Raw genomic sequence first — 16896 nt, forward strand, 5'->3', positions numbered from 1 at the left:
CCCCCCCGCCGCCGGGGGGTTCGACTGGTTCCTTATCCAAGGAGCTCCTGTTCGAGCTTCTTGGCCATCTCTTCGATGTTCTCGGGCGGCCAGCCCGGGATGTCCATGCCGAGGCGCAGGCCCATCGAGGAAAGGACTTCCTTGATCTCGTTGAGCGACTTGCGGCCGAAGTTCGGCGTACGGAGCATCTCGGCCTCGGTCTTCTGCACGAGATCGCCGATGTAGATGATGTTGTCGTTCTTGAGGCAGTTCGCCGAACGCACCGACAGCTCGAGCTCGTCGACCTTCTTGAGAAGGTAACGGTTGAGCTGGTTGGTGTCGCTTTCCTCGGGCTGCGCAGCGGCCATGCCGATCATCTGCGGAGCGCCAACCGGAGCGATGTCCTCGAAGTGGACGAACAGCGCGAGCTGGTCCTGAAGAATGCGACCGGCATAGGCCACCGCATCTTCCGGGGTCACCGTGCCGTCGGTCTCGACGCTCAGGCTCAGCTTGTCGAAGTCGAGTTCCTGCCCGATGCGGGCGTTCTCGACCTTGTAGCTGACCTGGCGAACCGGCGAATAGAGCGAGTCAACCGGGATCAGGCCGATCGGCGCATCGACGGGACGGTTGCCGACGGCGGGGACGTAGCCCTTGCCGGTGTCGGCGGTCAGTTCCATGTTCAGCGTCGCACCTTCGTCGAGGTGACAGATCACGAGGTCCTTGTTCATGACCTCGATGTCACCCGAGACGGCGATGTCGCCAGCCTTGACCTCGGCCGGGCCGGTAGCCGAAAGCTGCAGACGCTTCGGGCCTTCGCCCTGCATCTTGAGCGCGATCTGCTTGACGTTCAGGACGATGTCCGTGACGTCTTCACGCACGCCGGCAAGCGACGAGAACTCGTGAAGCACGTTCTCGATCTTGATCGAGGTGATCGCTGCGCCCTGAAGCGAGGAGAGCAGCACGCGACGCAGCGCGTTTCCGAGAGTCAGGCCGAAGCCGCGCTCGAGAGGTTCGGCAACGAAAGTCGCCTTAAGCTTGGGGTCTGGTCCCGGCTTGATCTCAAGGCTGTTCGGCTTCTTGAGTTCCTGCCAGTTCTTGATGTTGACAGTCATGGACTTCCCCTGGGATTTCGATGGCGGTTACGCCCGCAGGCCGGTTGGAAAGGCCTGGGACGATCCGAAAGCCGGGCGACGACCGGTTCGTCGCCCGGAATAACTCGATCAGACGCGGCGGCGCTTCGAGGGGCGGACACCGTTGTGCGGGATCGGTGTCACGTCGCGGATCGAGGTAATCGTGAAGCCGACGGCCTGCAGGGCGCGCAGCGCGCTCTCGCGGCCCGAACCGGGGCCCTTGACCTCGACCTCGAGGGTGCGCACGCCGTGTTCGGCGGCCTTCTTGCCGGCGTCGTCAGCGGCGACCTGCGCGGCGTAGGGAGTCGACTTGCGGCTGCCCTTGAAGCCCATCATGCCGGCCGAGGACCACGAAATCGCGTTGCCCTGGGCGTCGGTGATGGTCACCATGGTGTTGTTGAAGCTCGCATTGACGTGCGCAATGCCGCTCGTGATGTTCTTGCGTTCGCGGCGCTTAATGCGCTGGGGTTCGCGTGCCATGTCCGTGTATCCTGTCGATAAATCGCTGCGGAAACCGAGGGCCGAGGCGGCCCGTCAGGCTTACTTCTTCTTGCCGGCGATCGGCTTTGCCTTACCCTTGCGGGTACGGGCGTTCGTGTGGGTGCGCTGGCCGCGAACGGGCAGACCCTTACGGTGACGCAGGCCGCGATAGCAGGCGAGGTCCATGAGGCGCTTGATGTTCATCGCGGTTTCGCGACGAAGGTCACCCTCGACCAGGTGGTCGGCGTCGATGGTTTCACGGATCTGGAGCACTTCGGCGTCCGAGAGGTCCTGAACACGACGGGTGTGATCGATGCCGAGCTTGTCGGCGATCTCAACGGCCTTGGTACGACCGATACCGTGGATATACGTGAGCGCGATGATAACGCGCTTGTTGGTGGGGATGTTTACCCCGGCAATACGAGCCACTTAAATCTCCATGCTCCACAGAAGACGCTTGGACGCCTTCCATCTCAACGCTTGCCACCCGAATTCCGATGAAACGGCAAAAGCCCAGAGGGCGTGCCACACGATGCCTTTAACACGCGTGGTGTGAGCCATCCGGACTACCGTGGTTTTCGAGTGAAGGGCGCGCTTAAAACGATTCGCAGCACCTGTCAACGTCCAGCGGACGAGAAACGGTGCCGTGTCCGCCATTGTATGGCGGCCAGCGCTCAACCAGTGTTCACTTCCTACCGTATCCATGGCGCGCAGTCAAAATATGCCAAAACGCGCGCCCTCCTTCAGCGACCGATTATTTCGGCGCCGGCGGTAGCAGGCGGCTCCGGCGGACCGGCCTTTTCCGCTTGCGGCTTCTCGACGGGCCTGTCTTCCGGCAGCGGGAATGCGGCCGAAAAAGAACCGCCCAGCTTTCCGGCGAGGCTCGCCAACTGGGCGCCGAGCATGCCGTCCACTGCCGGGGCCAGTTTGTCCATCGGCGTGCGCAGGAAACCGCCCACGACATATTCGAGCAGGACCTGCGTCCCGTCTTTGGCGGGCTTGATCTCGATCGTCAGGGTGCCATTGGCGGCATCGGCCTGCAGCGGCCCCAGCGCTCCGACCATGCGTAGCGCGCGGCCGTTCTCGATGTAGACCACCCGCATGTGCTCGACGCTGCCGCGCGGCGCCGCATTGGGCGACTTGGGATTGCGCAGCACTTCACAGAAGCACCCGCCCGCCTTCGCCTCGATCGAGAGGTTGGCCGCGTCGCCCGACCAGGTATGCGAAGATTCCCACCACTTGGCAGGTTCGAGGATCATGTCCCAGGTCTTGGCCGGACTGGCCGCGACCTCGACAAGGTGGCGCACCACGAAACCACGCTCAGAAACGTCCGCCACTTTCGCCGAAGCCGGTACGGCACTTCCGAAAAGGGCCAGGCCAAGGGCGAATGCAGCGGATTTCATCGGGGCATTTCTCCTGGAAGGTTTCCGGCAGTCCTCCGCACGCACGGCAGAGGCGTCACGGGCGAGAGGCAGAACCGCAAGGCGCGGCGCCCCTCGCCCGTGCTCACAATCAGGAGCCGAGGACGGCTTCGATCGCCGCGGTCACGTCGTCCATGTCCGCCATGCCATCGATCTTCGCGACGATGCCCCGCGATTCGTAGATCGGCAGGATCGGCGCGGTCTTGGCACGATACTCGGCCATGCGGGTACGCACGGTCTCGGCGTTGTCGTCGGGACGGCGCTTGAACTCGGTTCCGCCGCACTTGTCGCAGGTGCCGGGAACCTTGGGCTGTTCGAACTTGTCGTGGTAGCCCTTGCCGCAGGTGGCGCAGGTGAAGCGACCCGTGATGCGCTCGACCAGCGCGTCCTCGTCCACCACCAGCTCGATCACGCGGTCGAGCTTGCGACCGCGCTGGGACAGGATCGCATCGAGCGATTCGGCCTGGGCGGCAGTGCGGGGATAGCCGTCGAAGATGGCGCCCGCATCGGGGCCCATCGCGTCGAGTTCGTCGCCGATCAGCGCCGAGACGATGGCGTCCGAAACCAGTTCGCCACGTTCCATGACAGCCTTGGCCTCAAGCCCGGTCGGCGTTTCCGCCTTGACTGCCGCACGCAGCATGTCCCCGGTCGAAAGCTGGCGCATGCCATGCCGCTCGACGAGACGCTGTGCTTGGGTGCCCTTACCCGCTCCCGGCGGACCCAGCAGGATGATATTCACGCCTTACCCCTCAATTATTTGTCCGGCGCTCGCCCCTTAGCGGATGCGGCCTTTCAGTTTCGCCTTCTTGATCAGGTCGCCATACTGGTGCGCCAGCAGGTGCGACTGGATCTGGGTGATCGTATCGACCGTCACGTTGACGACGATCAGCAGACTCGTGCCACCCATGAAGAGCAGCGGCAAGCCGGTCATCGACAGGAAGTACTCCGGAACCGTGCAGACGATCGTCAGATAGATCGCACCGATCACGGTCACGCGCGTCAGCACGTAGTCGAGATAGGTAGCGGTATTCTTGCCCGGACGGATACCCGGGATGAAGCCGCCGTTCTTCTTCAGGTTCTCGGCAGTCTCTTCCGGATTGAAGACGACAGCGGTGTAGAAGAACGAGAAGAACACGATGCCGGCTGCGTAGAGCAGCATGTAGAGCGGCTTGCCGTGCCCCAGGTACTGGTTCAGCGTCACCACGACCTGGCCCATCGTCGATTCCGGCGAAAGCGAATTGCCGGCGAACTGGGTGATCGTGAGCGGCAGCAGCAGCAGCGAGCTGGCGAAGATCGGCGGGATCACGCCCGCGGTGTTGATCTTGAGCGGCAGGTGGCTGCGGTCGGCCTGCATCATGCCGCGCTGCGTGGCGCGCTTGGGATACTGGATCAGCAAGCGGCGCTGCGCGCGCTCCATGAAGCAGATCATCAGGATCATCGCGACGATCAGGACGATCAGGGCCATGATCAGGAACGAACCGGTGTCGCCGGCGCTGTAGGCCTGGCCCAGGTTGCTGGCGAAAGTCGGCATCTGCGCGACGATGCCGGCCATGATGATCAGCGAAACGCCGTTGCCGATGCCGCGCGAGGTGATCTGCTCACCCAGCCACAGCAGGAACATCGTCCCGCCCACCAGCGAGATCACCGCGCCGATGCGGAACATGTAGCCCGGATCGACGACCGCCTGCAGGCCGCTCGACGCGCCATAGGCTTCGAGGCTGACCGCCAGGAAGTAGCCCTGGATGGCGCAAAGGCCGACGGTGCCGAAACGGGTGTACTGGTTGAGCTTCTTGCGACCGGCCTCGCCTTCCTTCTTCAGCGCGACCAGCGCCGGGTGAAGCGAAGCGGCCAGCTGCACCACGATCGAGGCGGTGATGTAGGGCATCACGCCGAGCGCGATCAGGCTCATGCGCGAAAGCGAACCGCCCGAAAAGGTGTTGAACAGGTCGAGAATGCCGCCCTGCGTCTGGCTGTAGAGCGATTCGAGAATCAGCGGGTTCACACCCGGCAGCGGCACGAAGCTCAAAAAGCGGAAGACGATCAGCGCACCGATCGTGAACCAGATGCGGTTCTTGAGTTCGGTTGCCTTGGAAAAATTGGCAAGACTGAGCGAACTTGCGATGTTGTCGGCGCGAGATGCCATGACGTTAGGGATGCCTCGATGAATCTTATCGGAGTCGCCCTTAGCGGCTGCATGCCGGCTTGTCGAACCCCGGGACAGGAACTCGTCATATAGTTCTCGAGGCGGGAGCGAAAACCCCTGTCTCGAAAAACCGTGGACGGAACAGCATGAGAGGGCGAAGCGCCTGGCGCCCGCCCTCTCCGGATCATCAGATCACTTTATCGCCTTGCCTCAGGCTTCGGCGGCTTCCTTGGCAGGAAGTACGACCGAACCACCGGCCTTCTCGACCGCGGCGACGGCGCCCTTCGAGGCACCGGCGACGTTGAAGGCGACCTTGGCGGTCAGTTCGCCCTTGCCGAGCAGACGGACGCCGTCCTTGCCGCCACGGGCCAGGCCGGCAGTCTTCAGAGCGGCGTGATCGACGGTGCCCGAGATGTCGAGCTTGCCGGCGTCGATCGCCTTCTGGATCATGCCCAGGTTCACTTCGGCGTAGTCCTTGCGGAACTTGGCGTTGGTGAAGCCGCGCTTCGGAAGACGCATGTGGAGCGGCATCTGGCCGCCCTCGAAGCCGTTGATCGAAACACCCGAACGTGCCTTCGCACCCTTCTGGCCACGGCCACCGGTCTTGCCCTTACCCGAGCCGATGCCACGGCCGATACGCATACGGCGATGACGGGCACCCGAGTTGTCGCGGATATCATTCAGTTTCATAGTCTGCACTCGCTTTCGCTTTAGGTCGCGCTTGATGGGAAGGCGGCCCCTTAGGGGATCGGGCGGGGAATGTCACCCCCCTTTCGCCCCCGCCTCGTGCGACGCCTCGTCCGACGCCTACTTCGAACGAACCCCGACGATCAGCGATGCCTCTCCGTCGATCACGTTGCCGAAGACGCCACGGGCCGGCTTCCAGTGCAGGACATCGAGGCCCAGCGCGCAGATCTTCTCGTCATAGTCGGGATAGGTCGTCGCAGGCTCGATGCGGCAGCCGGTCGATTCGCCATCGCTGTTCACGGTGAAATAGATCCGGTGCTTGGTCAGATACCGGTTCTTGCTGAACTGCGCGGCGAAGCTGTCGTTGAGCAGCGTGAGCCCGTGATTGAACCGGTCGATGTCGCCGTCTGAGAGACGCGGCAGTTCCTGCAGCGCGTTGAAGTCATCCTCGGTGACCAGCGGCTGCATGCGTCGCAGCATGCCGACCCATTGCTGCACGCGTGCCACCTGCATCGGCGAGCGACGGTCGTAGATCGTCTGACAGCGAGAGCCCCCCGGGCTCGACTCGGCGCGCAGCAGCAGGTCCGATGCGCCGCGGCGACGATAGGCGATCGCCCAGGCCAATGGCGTCATCCCGAACAGGTCGGGCGTGTTCACGTCATACTGACCGGACCGCAGCAAGCCGTCGAGTCGGCTGACCGAGCCGCGCCGCGCCAGCTCGGCCAGAGTCGGCGCGGAACGGACCGAACCGAGATCGGCAAAGCCGAAAGCATGATCGGAAGGCCTCGCGTCCTGGACCTGCAGGGTGCCGTCCTCGCCGAACGCGACCTTGCCGTCGAACTTCCGGCAGATGTCGCCATAGGGATAGCGCTCATCGGACAGGATTGCCGCGTTGTAGGCCCGCGCAAAGGTCTCGGCCCGCATCAGATAATCCGGCCCGGGCTTCTCGGCCGGCACCGGGTCGAGGAAGGACACGGCGCGGATCGCCCGGGCGCTCAACCCGCCCATGATCCGGCACTGCGCCCCATAGACCGAGGTCGACACGCCTTTCGCCGTCAGGGCCCCGGCCAGGCGAAAATCGCCGCGCTCCAGCGCCTCGGCTGCCTGTGCCGCCGGATCGAGCGCCTTGCCCTCCAGCAGCGCCTTGCGCAGGGCATCGTCCACCCTGCGCTGCGAGCGCAGCAGCTCGGGATCGGACAGTTCGTCGATGCAGGCGCTCTCGCTGCCGATCTCTTCCAGCGCGTTGACGTCCTGGTTCTCTTCGCTGACAGGGCGCGGATCGCAGGCCGCCGTGCCCAGCAACGTCAGGCAGAGAAGCGAAACGGCAAGAGTACGACTGGCCAAGGTAATCCTCGTCTGGAGATCCGGCCCGGCGCGGCGCCCGGGGCCTGCGTGCGCCCTTAGCACAGCGCGCGGACAGAGGAAGATGTCACGAGCGGCGGCCCGGCGCGAACGGGCGCTATTTCGCCCCGCCATGCCGGTTGCAGTCGGCCCAGACATCCATCTTGCTGGAAAGAAGCCACTCGGGCGTCTCCACTCGGGCGACAAGCCGGCAGTTGGCGTGGATATAGGCGCGAACCGGCCGCAGAGTCTCCCAGTTGACCGGGTCCTGCCGCGGCTGGGGCGCGAGCACGACGGTGCTGGGACGCTCGGCCAGAACCCGTCGCACCTCGCCTGCAGTCGACAGGTGACTGACGTCCTTCTCTATCGTTTGCGCAAGATGATGGGGGAAGACCAGCGGCGATACGAAGCGATGCCCGGTCAGGTGATAGAGCTGGAACGGGCCGTCATAGACGAACAGCGGCCCGCCATCGTCATGCCTGCGAACCGCTTCGACCAGTTCGGTCATCGCCGCGCGCGAGCGCCGGGCGTGTTCGAAGTCCAGCACCGACGTCTCGCGAAAGGCGAGGAACGCGAGCACCACCATCGCGATCGGCCCGGCAATGCGTCCCTGCAGCAGGCCCGCGCTCACGATGGTCAGAGGTACGAGGATCGGCAGCGCATAATGGACGTAGAAATTGGGCACGGAAAGCAGCCCCAGGCTCGCAGCCAGCAACCAGAACCCCATGAACCGGCGCTGCTGCGAAACCATCTTGGGAATTCCGAGCACCCCCATGACGAGGAATGGCGCAAGCCTGATGAACATGAGGATCGTACGGATTCCGGAAGATAACCAGACTTTCGGCTTGGCGAGGTTCGACGTCACCATCGCGTGCCAGTAGATCGCCCAGTAACCCTCCAGCCAGTACCACGCGGAAATCGCCAGCATCGGCGCTGCGCCCAGAAGTGCCCACGAAGCGATGACGGTGCAGACCCGCCGACGCGACAGGGGCGCCTGCCAGAGGGTATAGGCACAGTAGAGGCCCAGGAAGGCACTCTCGAAGAAGCTGGTCTGCTTGACGGTAATCGCACAACCGCCCAGCAGCATCGCCGCATAGGGGCGCCAACCCGGCTTTCCTTCCCGCAGGTCGGGCAGAGCCTGCAGCACCAGCAGCGCGGCACTTGCCACGAAGAGATTGTAGAAGATCGGGGACTGGCCGCCGAAGCCCTGTTCCTGCTCCAGCCACAGCAGATAGAAGATACCGGCCAGAAGGCCGCCCTGCGCCCTGTTCCAGAAGCTGGCGATTGCACCGATCACCCAGGCGGTCGCCGCGGCGAACACCGTTGCCACCAACTGGTAGGCCAGCGGAGCATAGGACATGAAGGCGATCAGGTAATAGAGGAAGAACAGACCCCAGGGCTTGCGGTCCCAGACGTCGACGTAAGGCACCGCATGCTGTTCGTGCATGGCGATGCCGACGGTCTGGTAGAAGGTCTCGTCGACGTGGACGTTGGGATCACCGAAGGTGCTGGCCCGCAAGGCCAGGGCAACGAGCAGGAGGATGATCCCGTACCACGCCGGGAACCGTGCTTGCTTCATCTCGGCAATTGCCCCCTGCCCTCAGCGCCCGCTGCCCCCGACGGATGGGGGCAAACCCAAGGCGCAGTCCTAACCGGCCAGCCTGCACAATCAAAGACCGTTCCGCCATGCTTCACCATCAGCCATAGAAAAAGGCCCCGACGTTGCCGCCGGAGCCCTTTTCGAATGTCTCTCGAAGTGTTCCCCTAAGGGCGTTCCTCGAGCAGGTCAGTCGACCACGGCCACCATGTGCGGCAGCTTGGCGATCGCACCGCGCACTTCGGCGGTGTCCTCGACTTCGACGACCCTGTGCATCTTGCCGAGGCCAAGACCGATGAGGATCTTCTTCTGGCTCTCGGGGCGACGGATCGGCGAACCGATCTGCTTGATCTTGATCTTGGCCATGGTTGATTACTCCACGATGGCTTCGGCAGCGGCCTCGGCCTCTACCTCGCTGGCACCGCCACGACCGAGAAGGTCTGCAACCTTCTTGCCACGACGCTGGGCAACCGACTTCGGCGAAGTCTGGTTGGTCAGCGCGTCGAAGGTGGCGCGGATCATGTTGTACGGGTTCGACGTACCGACCGACTTGGTCACGACGTCGGAAATGCCCAGGCTCTCGAACACGGCACGCATCGGACCGCCGGCGATGATGCCGGTACCGGCCGGGGCGGTACGCACGTTGACCTTGCCGGCACCGAAACGGCCCTTGCCGTCGTGGTGCAGGGTGCGGCCTTCCTTGAGCGGCACGCGGACCATCTTCTTCTTGGCAGAAGCAGTGGCCTTGGTGATCGCCTCGGGAACTTCGCGCGCCTTGGCGTGGCCGAAGCCGACGCGGCCCTTGCCGTCGCCAACGACGACGAGAGCTGCGAAACCGAAGCGCTTGCCGCCCTTCACGGTCTTCGAAACGCGGTTGATGTGGACGAGCTTTTCGATCAGCTCCTCACCGCCATCTTCCTCGTTGCGATTGCCGCGACGGTCGTCGCGACGGCCACGGCCGCCACGCTCGCCACGTTCACCGCGACCACGGCCGCCACGACCGCGACCCTCGCGGGCCTCCTGCGGCTCACCGCCCTGCGGGTGCTCAGCCGCGATCGGCTGTTCGGGGTTGGTGTTTTCGTCAGCCATGATCAGAACTCCAGCCCGCCTTCACGGGCGGCTTCGGCCAGCGCCTTGACGCGGCCATGGAACAGGAAACCGCCACGGTCGAAGACAACAGCGGTCACGCCCGCCTTCTTGGCGGCCTCGGCGAGCTCCTTGCCGACGCGGGTAGCCGCATCAACGTCGGTGCCCTTGCCGCCAAGGGTGTTGGCAGCAGCCACGGTGCGACCCTGCGCATCATCGATGATCTGCGCATAGATGTGACGGCCGGTGCGGTGAACCGAAAGACGCGGACGATCGCCGCCACGGGCACGCAGAGCGGTACGAACACGCCGACGACGGCGTTCGAAGAGGGAAAGCTTTGCCATTACTTCTTCTTCCCTTCCTTGCGGAAGATGAACTCGCCGCGGTACTTGATGCCCTTGCCCTTGTAGGGTTCGGGCTTGCGCCAGCGACGAATTTCGGCAGCAACCTGGCCGACCTTCTGCTTGTCAATACCGGAGATTTCGACCGTGGTGTTGTCCGGGGTCTTGATCTCGATGCCTTCGGGCACGTCGATGTCAACGTCGTGCGAGAAGCCGAGCTGAAGCTTGAGCTTCGCGCCCTGGGCCTGCGCGCGGTAACCGACGCCCTTGATCTCGAGGACCTTGGAGAAACCTTCGGTCACGCCTTCGATCAGGTTGGCGACGAGCGTGCGCTGCATGCCCCAGTGGCTGCGGGCCTGCTTCGACTGGTTGATCGGCTTCACCGCGATGGTGCCGTCTTCAACCGTGTAGGTCACCTGGTCAGAAAGACCCATGGTCAGGGTACCCTTGGGACCCTTGACCGAGAGGATGCCGTTGTCGATCGCGGCGGTGACACCGCCGGGGATCGCAACCGCCTTCTTACCGATGCGGCTCATCAGAACACCTCCGCCAGCACTTCGCCGCCGACGTTCTGCGAACGGGCTTCCGCGTCGGAAAGCACGCCCTTGGGCGTCGAGACGATGGTGATGCCAAGGCCGTTGCGTACGATCGGGAGTTCCTTGGAACCCGAATAGACGCGGCGACCAGGCTTGGAAACGCGCTGAACGTGCTTGATGGCGGGCTCGCCTTCAAAGTACTTCAGTTCGATGCGCAGCTGCGGGTGAGCGCCGGTGGCATCTTCGCTGTAGCCACGGATGTAGCCTTCGCGCTGGAGCACTTCGAGCACACGTGCACGAAGCTTCGAGGCCGGCGACAGGACGGAGTCCTTCTTTGCGCGCTGGCCGTTGCGGATGCGGGTGAGCATATCACCCAGGGGATCGGTCATAGCCATTTTCTATATGCCCCTTACCAGCTCGACTTCGTCACACCGGGGATCATGCCCTTGTTGGCAAGATCACGCAGCTCGATGCGGCAAAGGCCGAACTTGCGGTAGTAACCGCGCGGACGACCGGTCGTGGCGCAACGGTTGCGAACCCGGGTCGGGTTGCCGTTGCGCGGGATCTCGGCCAGCTTCAGGCGGGCGATGAGGCGCTCGGTTTCATCGAGCGCTTCATCGTCAGCGATCGCCTTGAGGCGCGCGTACTTGCCTGCGTACTTCTTCACGAGCTTCTTGCGACGCTCGTTCTTGTTCACGGAACTCAGTTTCGCCATGGACTTAAGCTCTCTTCCTCAGCGGCGGCTCACGCCGCCTCCTTCTGTTCCTCGGCTTCTGCCGGGAACGGGAAACCAAACAGACGGAGCAGCTCGCGCGCTTCGTCGTCGGTCTTGGCGGTGGTGGTGACGATGATGTCCATGCCACGCACCTTCTCGATCTTGTCGTAGCTGATCTCCGGGAAGATGATCTGCTCCTTGAGACCCATCGCGTAGTTGCCACGGCCGTCGAACGACTTCGGGTTGAGGCCACGGAAGTCACGGATGCGGGGCATCGCGATGGTGATCAGACGATCGAGGAACTCGTACATGCGTTCGCGGCGCAGGGTAACCTTGCAACCGATCGGCATGCCTTCACGCAGCTTGAACTGCGCGATCGACTTGCGAGCCTTGGTGATCACGGGCTTCTGGCCGGCGATCGCCTCCATCTCGGCAGCGGCCGTCTGGACTTTCTTCTTGTCCTGGCTCGCTTCGCCCACGCCCATGTTGAGCGTGATCTTTTCGATCTTGGGCACTTCCATCGCGTTCTTGTAACCGAACTTCTCGGTCATCGCCTTGACGATCTCGTCGTCGTAGCGCGAACGCATGCGCGGAGTGTACTTCTCAGCCATCGATGGTCTCCCCGGACTTCACGGCCACACGGACCTTCTTGCCGTCCTTGGTTTCGAAGCGAACGCGGGTCGGCTTGCCGTCCTTGTCGGCAACCGCGACCTTGCTGATCGCCATCGGAGCCGGCGTGCGCTCGATGCCACCCTGCGGGTTCACCTGCGTCGGCTTGCGGTGCTTGGTGGCGACGTTGACGCCTTCGACCACGACCTTGCCGTCCTTCGGGAGAACCTGAAGCACGGTGCCGGTGCGGCCCTTGTCCTTGCCGGACAGGACGACGACGCTGTCACCCTTCTTGATCTTCGCGGCAGCCATTACAGCACCTCCGGAGCGAGCGAGATGATCTTCATGAAGCCGCGGCCGCGCAGTTCACGCACGACGGGGCCGAAGATACGGGTGCCGATCGGCTCCTCGTTCTTGTTGACGAGGACAGCCGCGTTGCTGTCGAAGCGGATAACGCTGCCGTCAGCGCGGCGCACGTCCTTCTTGGTGCGCACGATCACCGCACGGTGAACGTCGCCCTTCTTGACGCGAGCGCGGGGCTGCGCCTCCTTCACCGACACCACGATGATGTCGCCGACGCCTGCGAAACGACGCTTGGACCCGCCCAGTACCTTGATGCACTGGACGCGCTTTGCGCCGCTGTTGTCCGCGACGTCGAGATTGGATTGCATCTGGATCATCGATCCGGTTCCTTCTCAACTGGCTTGCCGGAACCAGTCCGGCAGTTCCAAAAAAACGTCTTAGTTCGCTGCTTCGACGTCGAGGTTGGCCTCGACAGCAGTGCCCTTGCTGGCAGCGAGGCGATCCAGCACCTTCCAGGACTTGGTCTTGGAGATCGGCTTGGTTTCCTCGATGCGGACGCGCTCACCGGTGCGGTAGGCGTTGTCCTCGTCGTGGGCGTGGTACTTCTTCGAACGGCGGATGATCTTCCCGTACAGCGGGTGCTTCACCTTACGCTCGACGAGCACGGTAACGGTCTTGTCGGTCTTGTCGGAAACGACGGTACCGATCAGAATACGCTTTGGCATCGTGTTTCCTCCTTACGCCTTCGCCGCGCGCTCAGCCTGGAGCGTTTTGATGCGGGCGATGTCGCGACGGACTTCCTTGATGCGTGCCGGGCGCTCGAGCTGGCTCGTGGCGGCCTGGAAACGCAGGTTGAACTGTTCACGCTTGAGGTCGACGAGTTCAGAGGTCAGCTGGTCGTCGGTCTTGGCGCGCAGGTCTTCAGTGCGGTTCGCCATCAGTCTTCTCCACCCAAGTGCGAGGTGTCGCCGAGACGGGCAACGACCTTGGTCTTGATCGGCAGCTTCATCGCGGCGCGGCTGAAAGCCTCCGCTGCGAGCGGGCCGGCAACGCCGTCCAGTTCGAACAGGATGCGACCCGGCTTGACGCGGGCTGCCCAGTATTCGACCGAACCCTTGCCCTTACCCTGACGGACTTCGGCAGGCTTCTTCGAAACCGGCACGTCCGGGAAGACGCGGATCCAGAGACGGCCCTGGCGCTTGATGTGGCGGGTGATCGCGCGGCGAGCCGCTTCGATCTGGCGTGCGGTGATCCGCTCGGGCTCGAGGGCCTTGAGGCCGTACGAGCCGAAGTTCAGGTCGGTACCACCCTTGGCATTGCCATGGATCTTACCCTTGAACGCCTTGCGGAACTTGGTTTTCTTCGGTTGCAGCATGGTGCTTCTCTACCTCAAGCCTCAGCGCGCCGGACGGACGCCGGAGGTCTGAGCCTCCATCATCAAACGATCCTGCGCCGTCGGGTCGTGGCCGAGAATCTCGCCCTTGAAGACCCACACCTTGATGCCGATGATGCCATAGGCGGTCAGCGCCTCGGCTTCGGCATAGTCGATGTTCGCACGCAGCGTGTGGAGCGGAACGCGGCCTTCGCGATACTGCTCGACACGGGCGATTTCAGCGCCGCCGAGACGGCCACCGCACATGATCTTGACGCCTTCGGCGCCCAGACGCATCGCGGACTGCATCGCACGCTTCATGGCGCGACGGAAAGCGACGCGACGCACGAGCTGGTCAGCAATGCCCTGAGCGACGAGCTTGGCGTCGATTTCCGGCTTGCGGATCTCGACGATGTTCAGCTTCACTTCGCTGGAGGTCATGACCGAGAGCTTCTTGCGCAGCTTCTCGATGTCGGCGCCCTTCTTGCCGATGATGACACCCGGACGGGCGGCATAGATCGACACGCGGCACAGCTTGGCGGGACGCTCGATCACCACCTTCGAGATTGCCGCCTGCGGCACGCTCTCAAGGATGAACTTGCGGATCTTGAGGTCTTCCTCAAGCAGCTTGCCGTAGTCCCGGCCTTCCGCGAACCAGCGGCTGTCCCAGGTACGGTTGATCTGCAGACGCAGACCGATCGGATTGCTCTTGTGACCCATGGATCAGGCCTCCTCGACTTCGCGAACGACGATCCGCAGGCGTGAGAACGGCTTGAGGATCCGGGTGGACTTGCCGCGACCACGAGCGTGGAAACGCTTCATGGTGATCGACTTGCCGACCGACGCCTCGGCAACGACGAGAGCGTCGACGTCGAGGTTGTGGTTGTTTTCCGCATTGGCGATCGCCGAAGCGAGAACCTTGCGGGCATCCACGGCCATCGCCTTCTTCGAGAAAGCGAGGATGTTCATGGCTTCCTCGGCCTTCTTGCCGCGGATCAGGCCGGCGACGAGGTTGAGCTTCTGGGCGGAACCACGAATGGTGGTGCCGACCGCAAGAGCTTCCTTCTCGCCAACGCGGCGGGGTGCTGCCTGCTTGCTCATTAGCGCTTGCCCTTCTTGTCGGCGGCGTGGCCGGGGAACGTGCGCGTGGGCGCGAATTCACCGAGCTTGTGGCCGACCATGTCCTCGTTGACCGAGACCGGGATGAACTTGTGTCCGTTGTAGACCTGGAAGGTCAAACCAACGAACTGCGGAAGGATAGTGGAACGACGCGACCAGGTCTTGATCGGGCCGGCCTTGGCTCCTGCATCCTGCGCGACCTCGGCCTTCTTGAGAAGGTACAGGTCGACGAAGGGGCCTTTCCAGACGGAACGTGCCATCGTGTCTTACCTCTTCTTCTTGGCGTGGCGCGAACGGATGATCATCTTGTCCGTCTGCTTGTTGTTGCGAGTGCGGGCGCCCTTGGTCGGCTTGCCCCACGGAGTGACCGGGTGACGGCCGCCCGAGGTACGGCCTTCACCACCGCCGTGCGGGTGGTCGACCGGGTTCTTGGCAACACCACGGGTCAGCGGGCGACGGCCCAGCCAGCGCTTGCGGCCGGCCTTGGCAAGGGTCTGGTTGGCGTTGTCGGGGTTCGACACGGCGCCAACGGTGCCCATGCAGTCGCCACGCAGGTAGCGCTGTTCGCCCGAGTTGAGGCGGACGATGACCATGCCGCGGTCACGACCGACGACCTGGACGTAGGTGCCTGCCGAACGGGCGATCTGGCCACCCTTGCCCGGCTTCATCTCGACGTTGTGGCAGATCGTGCCGACCGGCATCTGCGACAGCAGCATCGCGTTGCCCGGCTTCACGTCGGTCTTTTCGCCGGCGACGACGACGTCACCGATGGCCAGACGCTGCGGCGCGAGGATGTAGGCGAGCTCGCCGTCGGTGTACTTCACCAGTGCGATGAAGGCCGTGCGGTTCGGGTCGTACTCGATCCGCTCGACGGTGGCTTCCATGTCCCACTTGCGACGCTTGAAGTCGATGTAGCGGTACTTCTGCTTGTGGCCGCCAGCAATGCCGCGCGAGGTGACATGGCCCTTGTTGTTGCGACCGCCGGTCTTGTGCTTGCCTTCGGTCAGAGCCTTGACAGGCTTGCCCTTCCACAGCGACGACTTGTCGACGAGGACCAGGCCGCGACGGGCGGGGCTGGTCGGGTTGTATTTCTTCAGTGCCATCGAATCAGCCCCGTACGCCTTCGGTCACGTCAATCGACTGACCTTCGGCCAGCGTGACGATCGCCTTCTTCACGTCGCTGCGGCGGTAAGCCTTACCGCGCCAGCGCTTGGTCTTGCCCTTGACGACCAGCGTGTTCACGCCGGTGACCTTGACGTCGAACAGAGCTTCGACAGCAGCCTTGATCTCGGGCTTGCTCGCGCCGCCGGCTACCTTGAAGACGACCGCGTTGTTCTCCGAAAGGAGGGTCGACTTCTCGGTGATGTGGGGAGCGAGGATCACGTCGTAGTGACGGATGTCCACGTTGCTCTTAGCCATTGAAACGGGCCTCCAGCTTCTCGACCGCGGCGCGCGTCAGCACCAGCGTATCATGCTTCAGGATGTCATAGACGTTGGCGCCCATGGCCGGGAGCACGTTGACGCCGACGATGTTGCGGGCTGCACGAGCGAAATTGTCGTTCACCGCTTCGCCGTCGATCACGAGCACCTTCTTGCCGAAGCCAGCCTTGGCGAGCTGACCGGCGAGCGCCTTGGTCTTGGCTTCACCGTCGAGCGTGTCGACGATGACGAGACCGTTCTGGGCCTTCGAAGACAGAGCCATCTTGAGGCCGAGAGCGCGGATCTTCTTGTTCAGCGAGATGTTGAACTCGCGGCGACGTGCACCGTGAGCCTTACCACCGCCGATGAAGACCGGGGCTGCACGGTCACCGTGACGAGCCGTGCCGCCGCCCTTCTGGCGACCGAACTTCTTGCCGGTGCGGGCAACGTCCGAGCGCTCGCGGGTTGCGCGGGCGATGCCGCGACGGTTCTCGAGCTGCCAGGTGACGACACGGTGCAGGATGTCTGCGCGCGGCTCGAGACCGAACACGTCATCCGACAGTTCGATGTCGCCCTTGCCGGCGCTGCCATCGAGGTTGAGGACCTTGACCTTCACGA

27 protein-coding genes are annotated in these 16896 nt (G+C 63.5%); all 27 read right to left on the reverse strand.

What is annotated here, in order from left to right; genetic code table 11:
- Nucleotides 1–32 precede the first annotated feature (32 nt).
- A complete protein-coding gene (locus SPHV1_RS06415) occupies nucleotides 33–1091 on the reverse strand; it encodes a DNA-directed RNA polymerase subunit alpha (RefSeq protein ID WP_054945218.1) in 1059 nt (352 codons plus the stop codon).
- A 108-nt stretch (nucleotides 1092–1199) separates the two neighbouring features.
- Nucleotides 1200–1589: a 30S ribosomal protein S11 gene (gene rpsK / locus SPHV1_RS06420; RefSeq protein WP_007011846.1), complete on the reverse strand. Its 390-nt coding sequence runs from the start codon at nucleotides 1587–1589 to the stop codon at nucleotides 1200–1202.
- 60 nt (nucleotides 1590–1649) lie between these two features.
- Nucleotides 1650–2018 carry a 30S ribosomal protein S13 gene (gene rpsM, locus SPHV1_RS06425; protein ID WP_007011847.1) on the reverse strand — a complete coding sequence of 123 codons (369 nt, stop codon included), beginning with the start codon at nucleotides 2016–2018 and terminating at the stop codon, nucleotides 1650–1652.
- A gap of 314 nt (nucleotides 2019–2332) precedes the next feature.
- A complete protein-coding gene (locus SPHV1_RS06435) occupies nucleotides 2333–2992 on the reverse strand; it encodes an SRPBCC family protein (RefSeq protein ID WP_054945220.1) in 660 nt (219 codons plus the stop codon).
- Nucleotides 2993–3101: 109 nt separating this feature from the next.
- Nucleotides 3102–3749 (reverse strand): adenylate kinase, encoded by a 648-nt coding sequence (locus SPHV1_RS06440; RefSeq protein ID WP_054945221.1) that lies wholly within the window; start codon nucleotides 3747–3749, stop codon nucleotides 3102–3104.
- A 36-nt stretch (nucleotides 3750–3785) separates the two neighbouring features.
- Entirely contained in the window at nucleotides 3786–5153 is a 1368-nt protein-coding gene (secY, locus tag SPHV1_RS06445) for a preprotein translocase subunit SecY (protein ID WP_054945222.1), read from the reverse strand.
- 210 nt (nucleotides 5154–5363) lie between these two features.
- Nucleotides 5364–5843: a 50S ribosomal protein L15 gene (gene rplO / locus SPHV1_RS06450; protein WP_054945223.1), complete on the reverse strand. Its 480-nt coding sequence runs from the start codon at nucleotides 5841–5843 to the stop codon at nucleotides 5364–5366.
- 117 nt (nucleotides 5844–5960) lie between these two features.
- The gene (locus SPHV1_RS06455) at nucleotides 5961–7184 is read right to left on the reverse strand and encodes a hypothetical protein (protein WP_054945224.1); all 1224 of its coding nucleotides are present in this window, start codon (nucleotides 7182–7184) and stop codon (nucleotides 5961–5963) included.
- A gap of 115 nt (nucleotides 7185–7299) precedes the next feature.
- Nucleotides 7300–8760 carry a hypothetical protein gene (locus SPHV1_RS06460; RefSeq protein ID WP_054945225.1) on the reverse strand — a complete coding sequence of 487 codons (1461 nt, stop codon included), beginning with the start codon at nucleotides 8758–8760 and terminating at the stop codon, nucleotides 7300–7302.
- Nucleotides 8761–8967: 207 nt separating this feature from the next.
- The gene (gene rpmD / locus SPHV1_RS06465; RefSeq protein WP_054945226.1) at nucleotides 8968–9144 is read right to left on the reverse strand and encodes a 50S ribosomal protein L30; all 177 of its coding nucleotides are present in this window, start codon (nucleotides 9142–9144) and stop codon (nucleotides 8968–8970) included.
- 6 nt (nucleotides 9145–9150) lie between these two features.
- Nucleotides 9151–9867 carry a 30S ribosomal protein S5 gene (gene rpsE / locus SPHV1_RS06470; RefSeq protein WP_079729167.1) on the reverse strand — a complete coding sequence of 239 codons (717 nt, stop codon included), beginning with the start codon at nucleotides 9865–9867 and terminating at the stop codon, nucleotides 9151–9153.
- A gap of 2 nt (nucleotides 9868–9869) precedes the next feature.
- Nucleotides 9870–10208 (reverse strand): 50S ribosomal protein L18, encoded by a 339-nt coding sequence (rplR, locus tag SPHV1_RS06475; RefSeq protein ID WP_054945227.1) that lies wholly within the window; start codon nucleotides 10206–10208, stop codon nucleotides 9870–9872.
- Nucleotides 10208–10741, reverse strand: coding sequence for a 50S ribosomal protein L6 (gene rplF, locus SPHV1_RS06480; protein WP_054945228.1), 534 nt, complete (start codon nucleotides 10739–10741; stop codon nucleotides 10208–10210). The genes rplR and rplF overlap by 1 nt, the downstream gene beginning before the upstream one ends.
- The gene (gene rpsH / locus SPHV1_RS06485) at nucleotides 10741–11136 is read right to left on the reverse strand and encodes a 30S ribosomal protein S8 (protein WP_013832934.1); all 396 of its coding nucleotides are present in this window, start codon (nucleotides 11134–11136) and stop codon (nucleotides 10741–10743) included. The genes rplF and rpsH overlap by 1 nt, the downstream gene beginning before the upstream one ends.
- A 14-nt stretch (nucleotides 11137–11150) precedes the next feature.
- Nucleotides 11151–11456, reverse strand: a complete 306-nt coding sequence (gene rpsN / locus SPHV1_RS06490) for a 30S ribosomal protein S14 (protein WP_054945229.1) — start codon at nucleotides 11454–11456, stop codon at nucleotides 11151–11153.
- 29 nt (nucleotides 11457–11485) lie between these two features.
- A complete protein-coding gene (rplE, locus tag SPHV1_RS06495; protein WP_054945230.1) occupies nucleotides 11486–12067 on the reverse strand; it encodes a 50S ribosomal protein L5 in 582 nt (193 codons plus the stop codon).
- Nucleotides 12060–12377, reverse strand: a complete 318-nt coding sequence (gene rplX / locus SPHV1_RS06500; RefSeq protein ID WP_054945231.1) for a 50S ribosomal protein L24 — start codon at nucleotides 12375–12377, stop codon at nucleotides 12060–12062. The genes rplE and rplX overlap by 8 nt, the downstream gene beginning before the upstream one ends.
- Nucleotides 12377–12745: a 50S ribosomal protein L14 gene (rplN, locus tag SPHV1_RS06505; RefSeq protein ID WP_007011862.1), complete on the reverse strand. Its 369-nt coding sequence runs from the start codon at nucleotides 12743–12745 to the stop codon at nucleotides 12377–12379. The genes rplX and rplN overlap by 1 nt, the downstream gene beginning before the upstream one ends.
- 60 nt (nucleotides 12746–12805) lie before the next feature.
- Nucleotides 12806–13093, reverse strand: a complete 288-nt coding sequence (gene rpsQ, locus SPHV1_RS06510; RefSeq protein ID WP_007011863.1) for a 30S ribosomal protein S17 — start codon at nucleotides 13091–13093, stop codon at nucleotides 12806–12808.
- A gap of 12 nt (nucleotides 13094–13105) precedes the next feature.
- Nucleotides 13106–13306, reverse strand: coding sequence for a 50S ribosomal protein L29 (gene rpmC, locus SPHV1_RS06515; protein WP_054945232.1), 201 nt, complete (start codon nucleotides 13304–13306; stop codon nucleotides 13106–13108).
- The gene (gene rplP / locus SPHV1_RS06520) at nucleotides 13306–13743 is read right to left on the reverse strand and encodes a 50S ribosomal protein L16 (protein WP_054945233.1); all 438 of its coding nucleotides are present in this window, start codon (nucleotides 13741–13743) and stop codon (nucleotides 13306–13308) included. The genes rpmC and rplP overlap by 1 nt, the downstream gene beginning before the upstream one ends.
- Nucleotides 13744–13764: 21 nt before the next feature.
- Nucleotides 13765–14460 carry a 30S ribosomal protein S3 gene (gene rpsC / locus SPHV1_RS06525; RefSeq protein WP_054945234.1) on the reverse strand — a complete coding sequence of 232 codons (696 nt, stop codon included), beginning with the start codon at nucleotides 14458–14460 and terminating at the stop codon, nucleotides 13765–13767.
- A gap of 3 nt (nucleotides 14461–14463) precedes the next feature.
- A complete protein-coding gene (gene rplV, locus SPHV1_RS06530) occupies nucleotides 14464–14841 on the reverse strand; it encodes a 50S ribosomal protein L22 (RefSeq protein ID WP_007011867.1) in 378 nt (125 codons plus the stop codon).
- Nucleotides 14841–15119 (reverse strand): 30S ribosomal protein S19, encoded by a 279-nt coding sequence (gene rpsS, locus SPHV1_RS06535; protein WP_007011868.1) that lies wholly within the window; start codon nucleotides 15117–15119, stop codon nucleotides 14841–14843. The genes rplV and rpsS overlap by 1 nt, the downstream gene beginning before the upstream one ends.
- Before the next feature lie 6 nt (nucleotides 15120–15125).
- Nucleotides 15126–15962, reverse strand: a complete 837-nt coding sequence (gene rplB, locus SPHV1_RS06540; RefSeq protein WP_054945235.1) for a 50S ribosomal protein L2 — start codon at nucleotides 15960–15962, stop codon at nucleotides 15126–15128.
- Between the two features lie 4 nt (nucleotides 15963–15966).
- Nucleotides 15967–16278, reverse strand: coding sequence for a 50S ribosomal protein L23 (locus SPHV1_RS06545; protein WP_054945236.1), 312 nt, complete (start codon nucleotides 16276–16278; stop codon nucleotides 15967–15969).
- Nucleotides 16271–16894 carry a 50S ribosomal protein L4 gene (gene rplD, locus SPHV1_RS06550; protein ID WP_054945237.1) on the reverse strand — a complete coding sequence of 208 codons (624 nt, stop codon included), beginning with the start codon at nucleotides 16892–16894 and terminating at the stop codon, nucleotides 16271–16273. The genes SPHV1_RS06545 and rplD overlap by 8 nt, the downstream gene beginning before the upstream one ends.
- Between the last annotated feature and the right edge of the window lie 2 nt (nucleotides 16895–16896).

Origin of the sequence: Novosphingobium sp. KN65.2 (assembly GCF_001368935.1) — a bacterium.
In the GTDB taxonomy this organism is placed as follows: domain Bacteria; phylum Pseudomonadota; class Alphaproteobacteria; order Sphingomonadales; family Sphingomonadaceae; genus Novosphingobium; species Novosphingobium mathurense.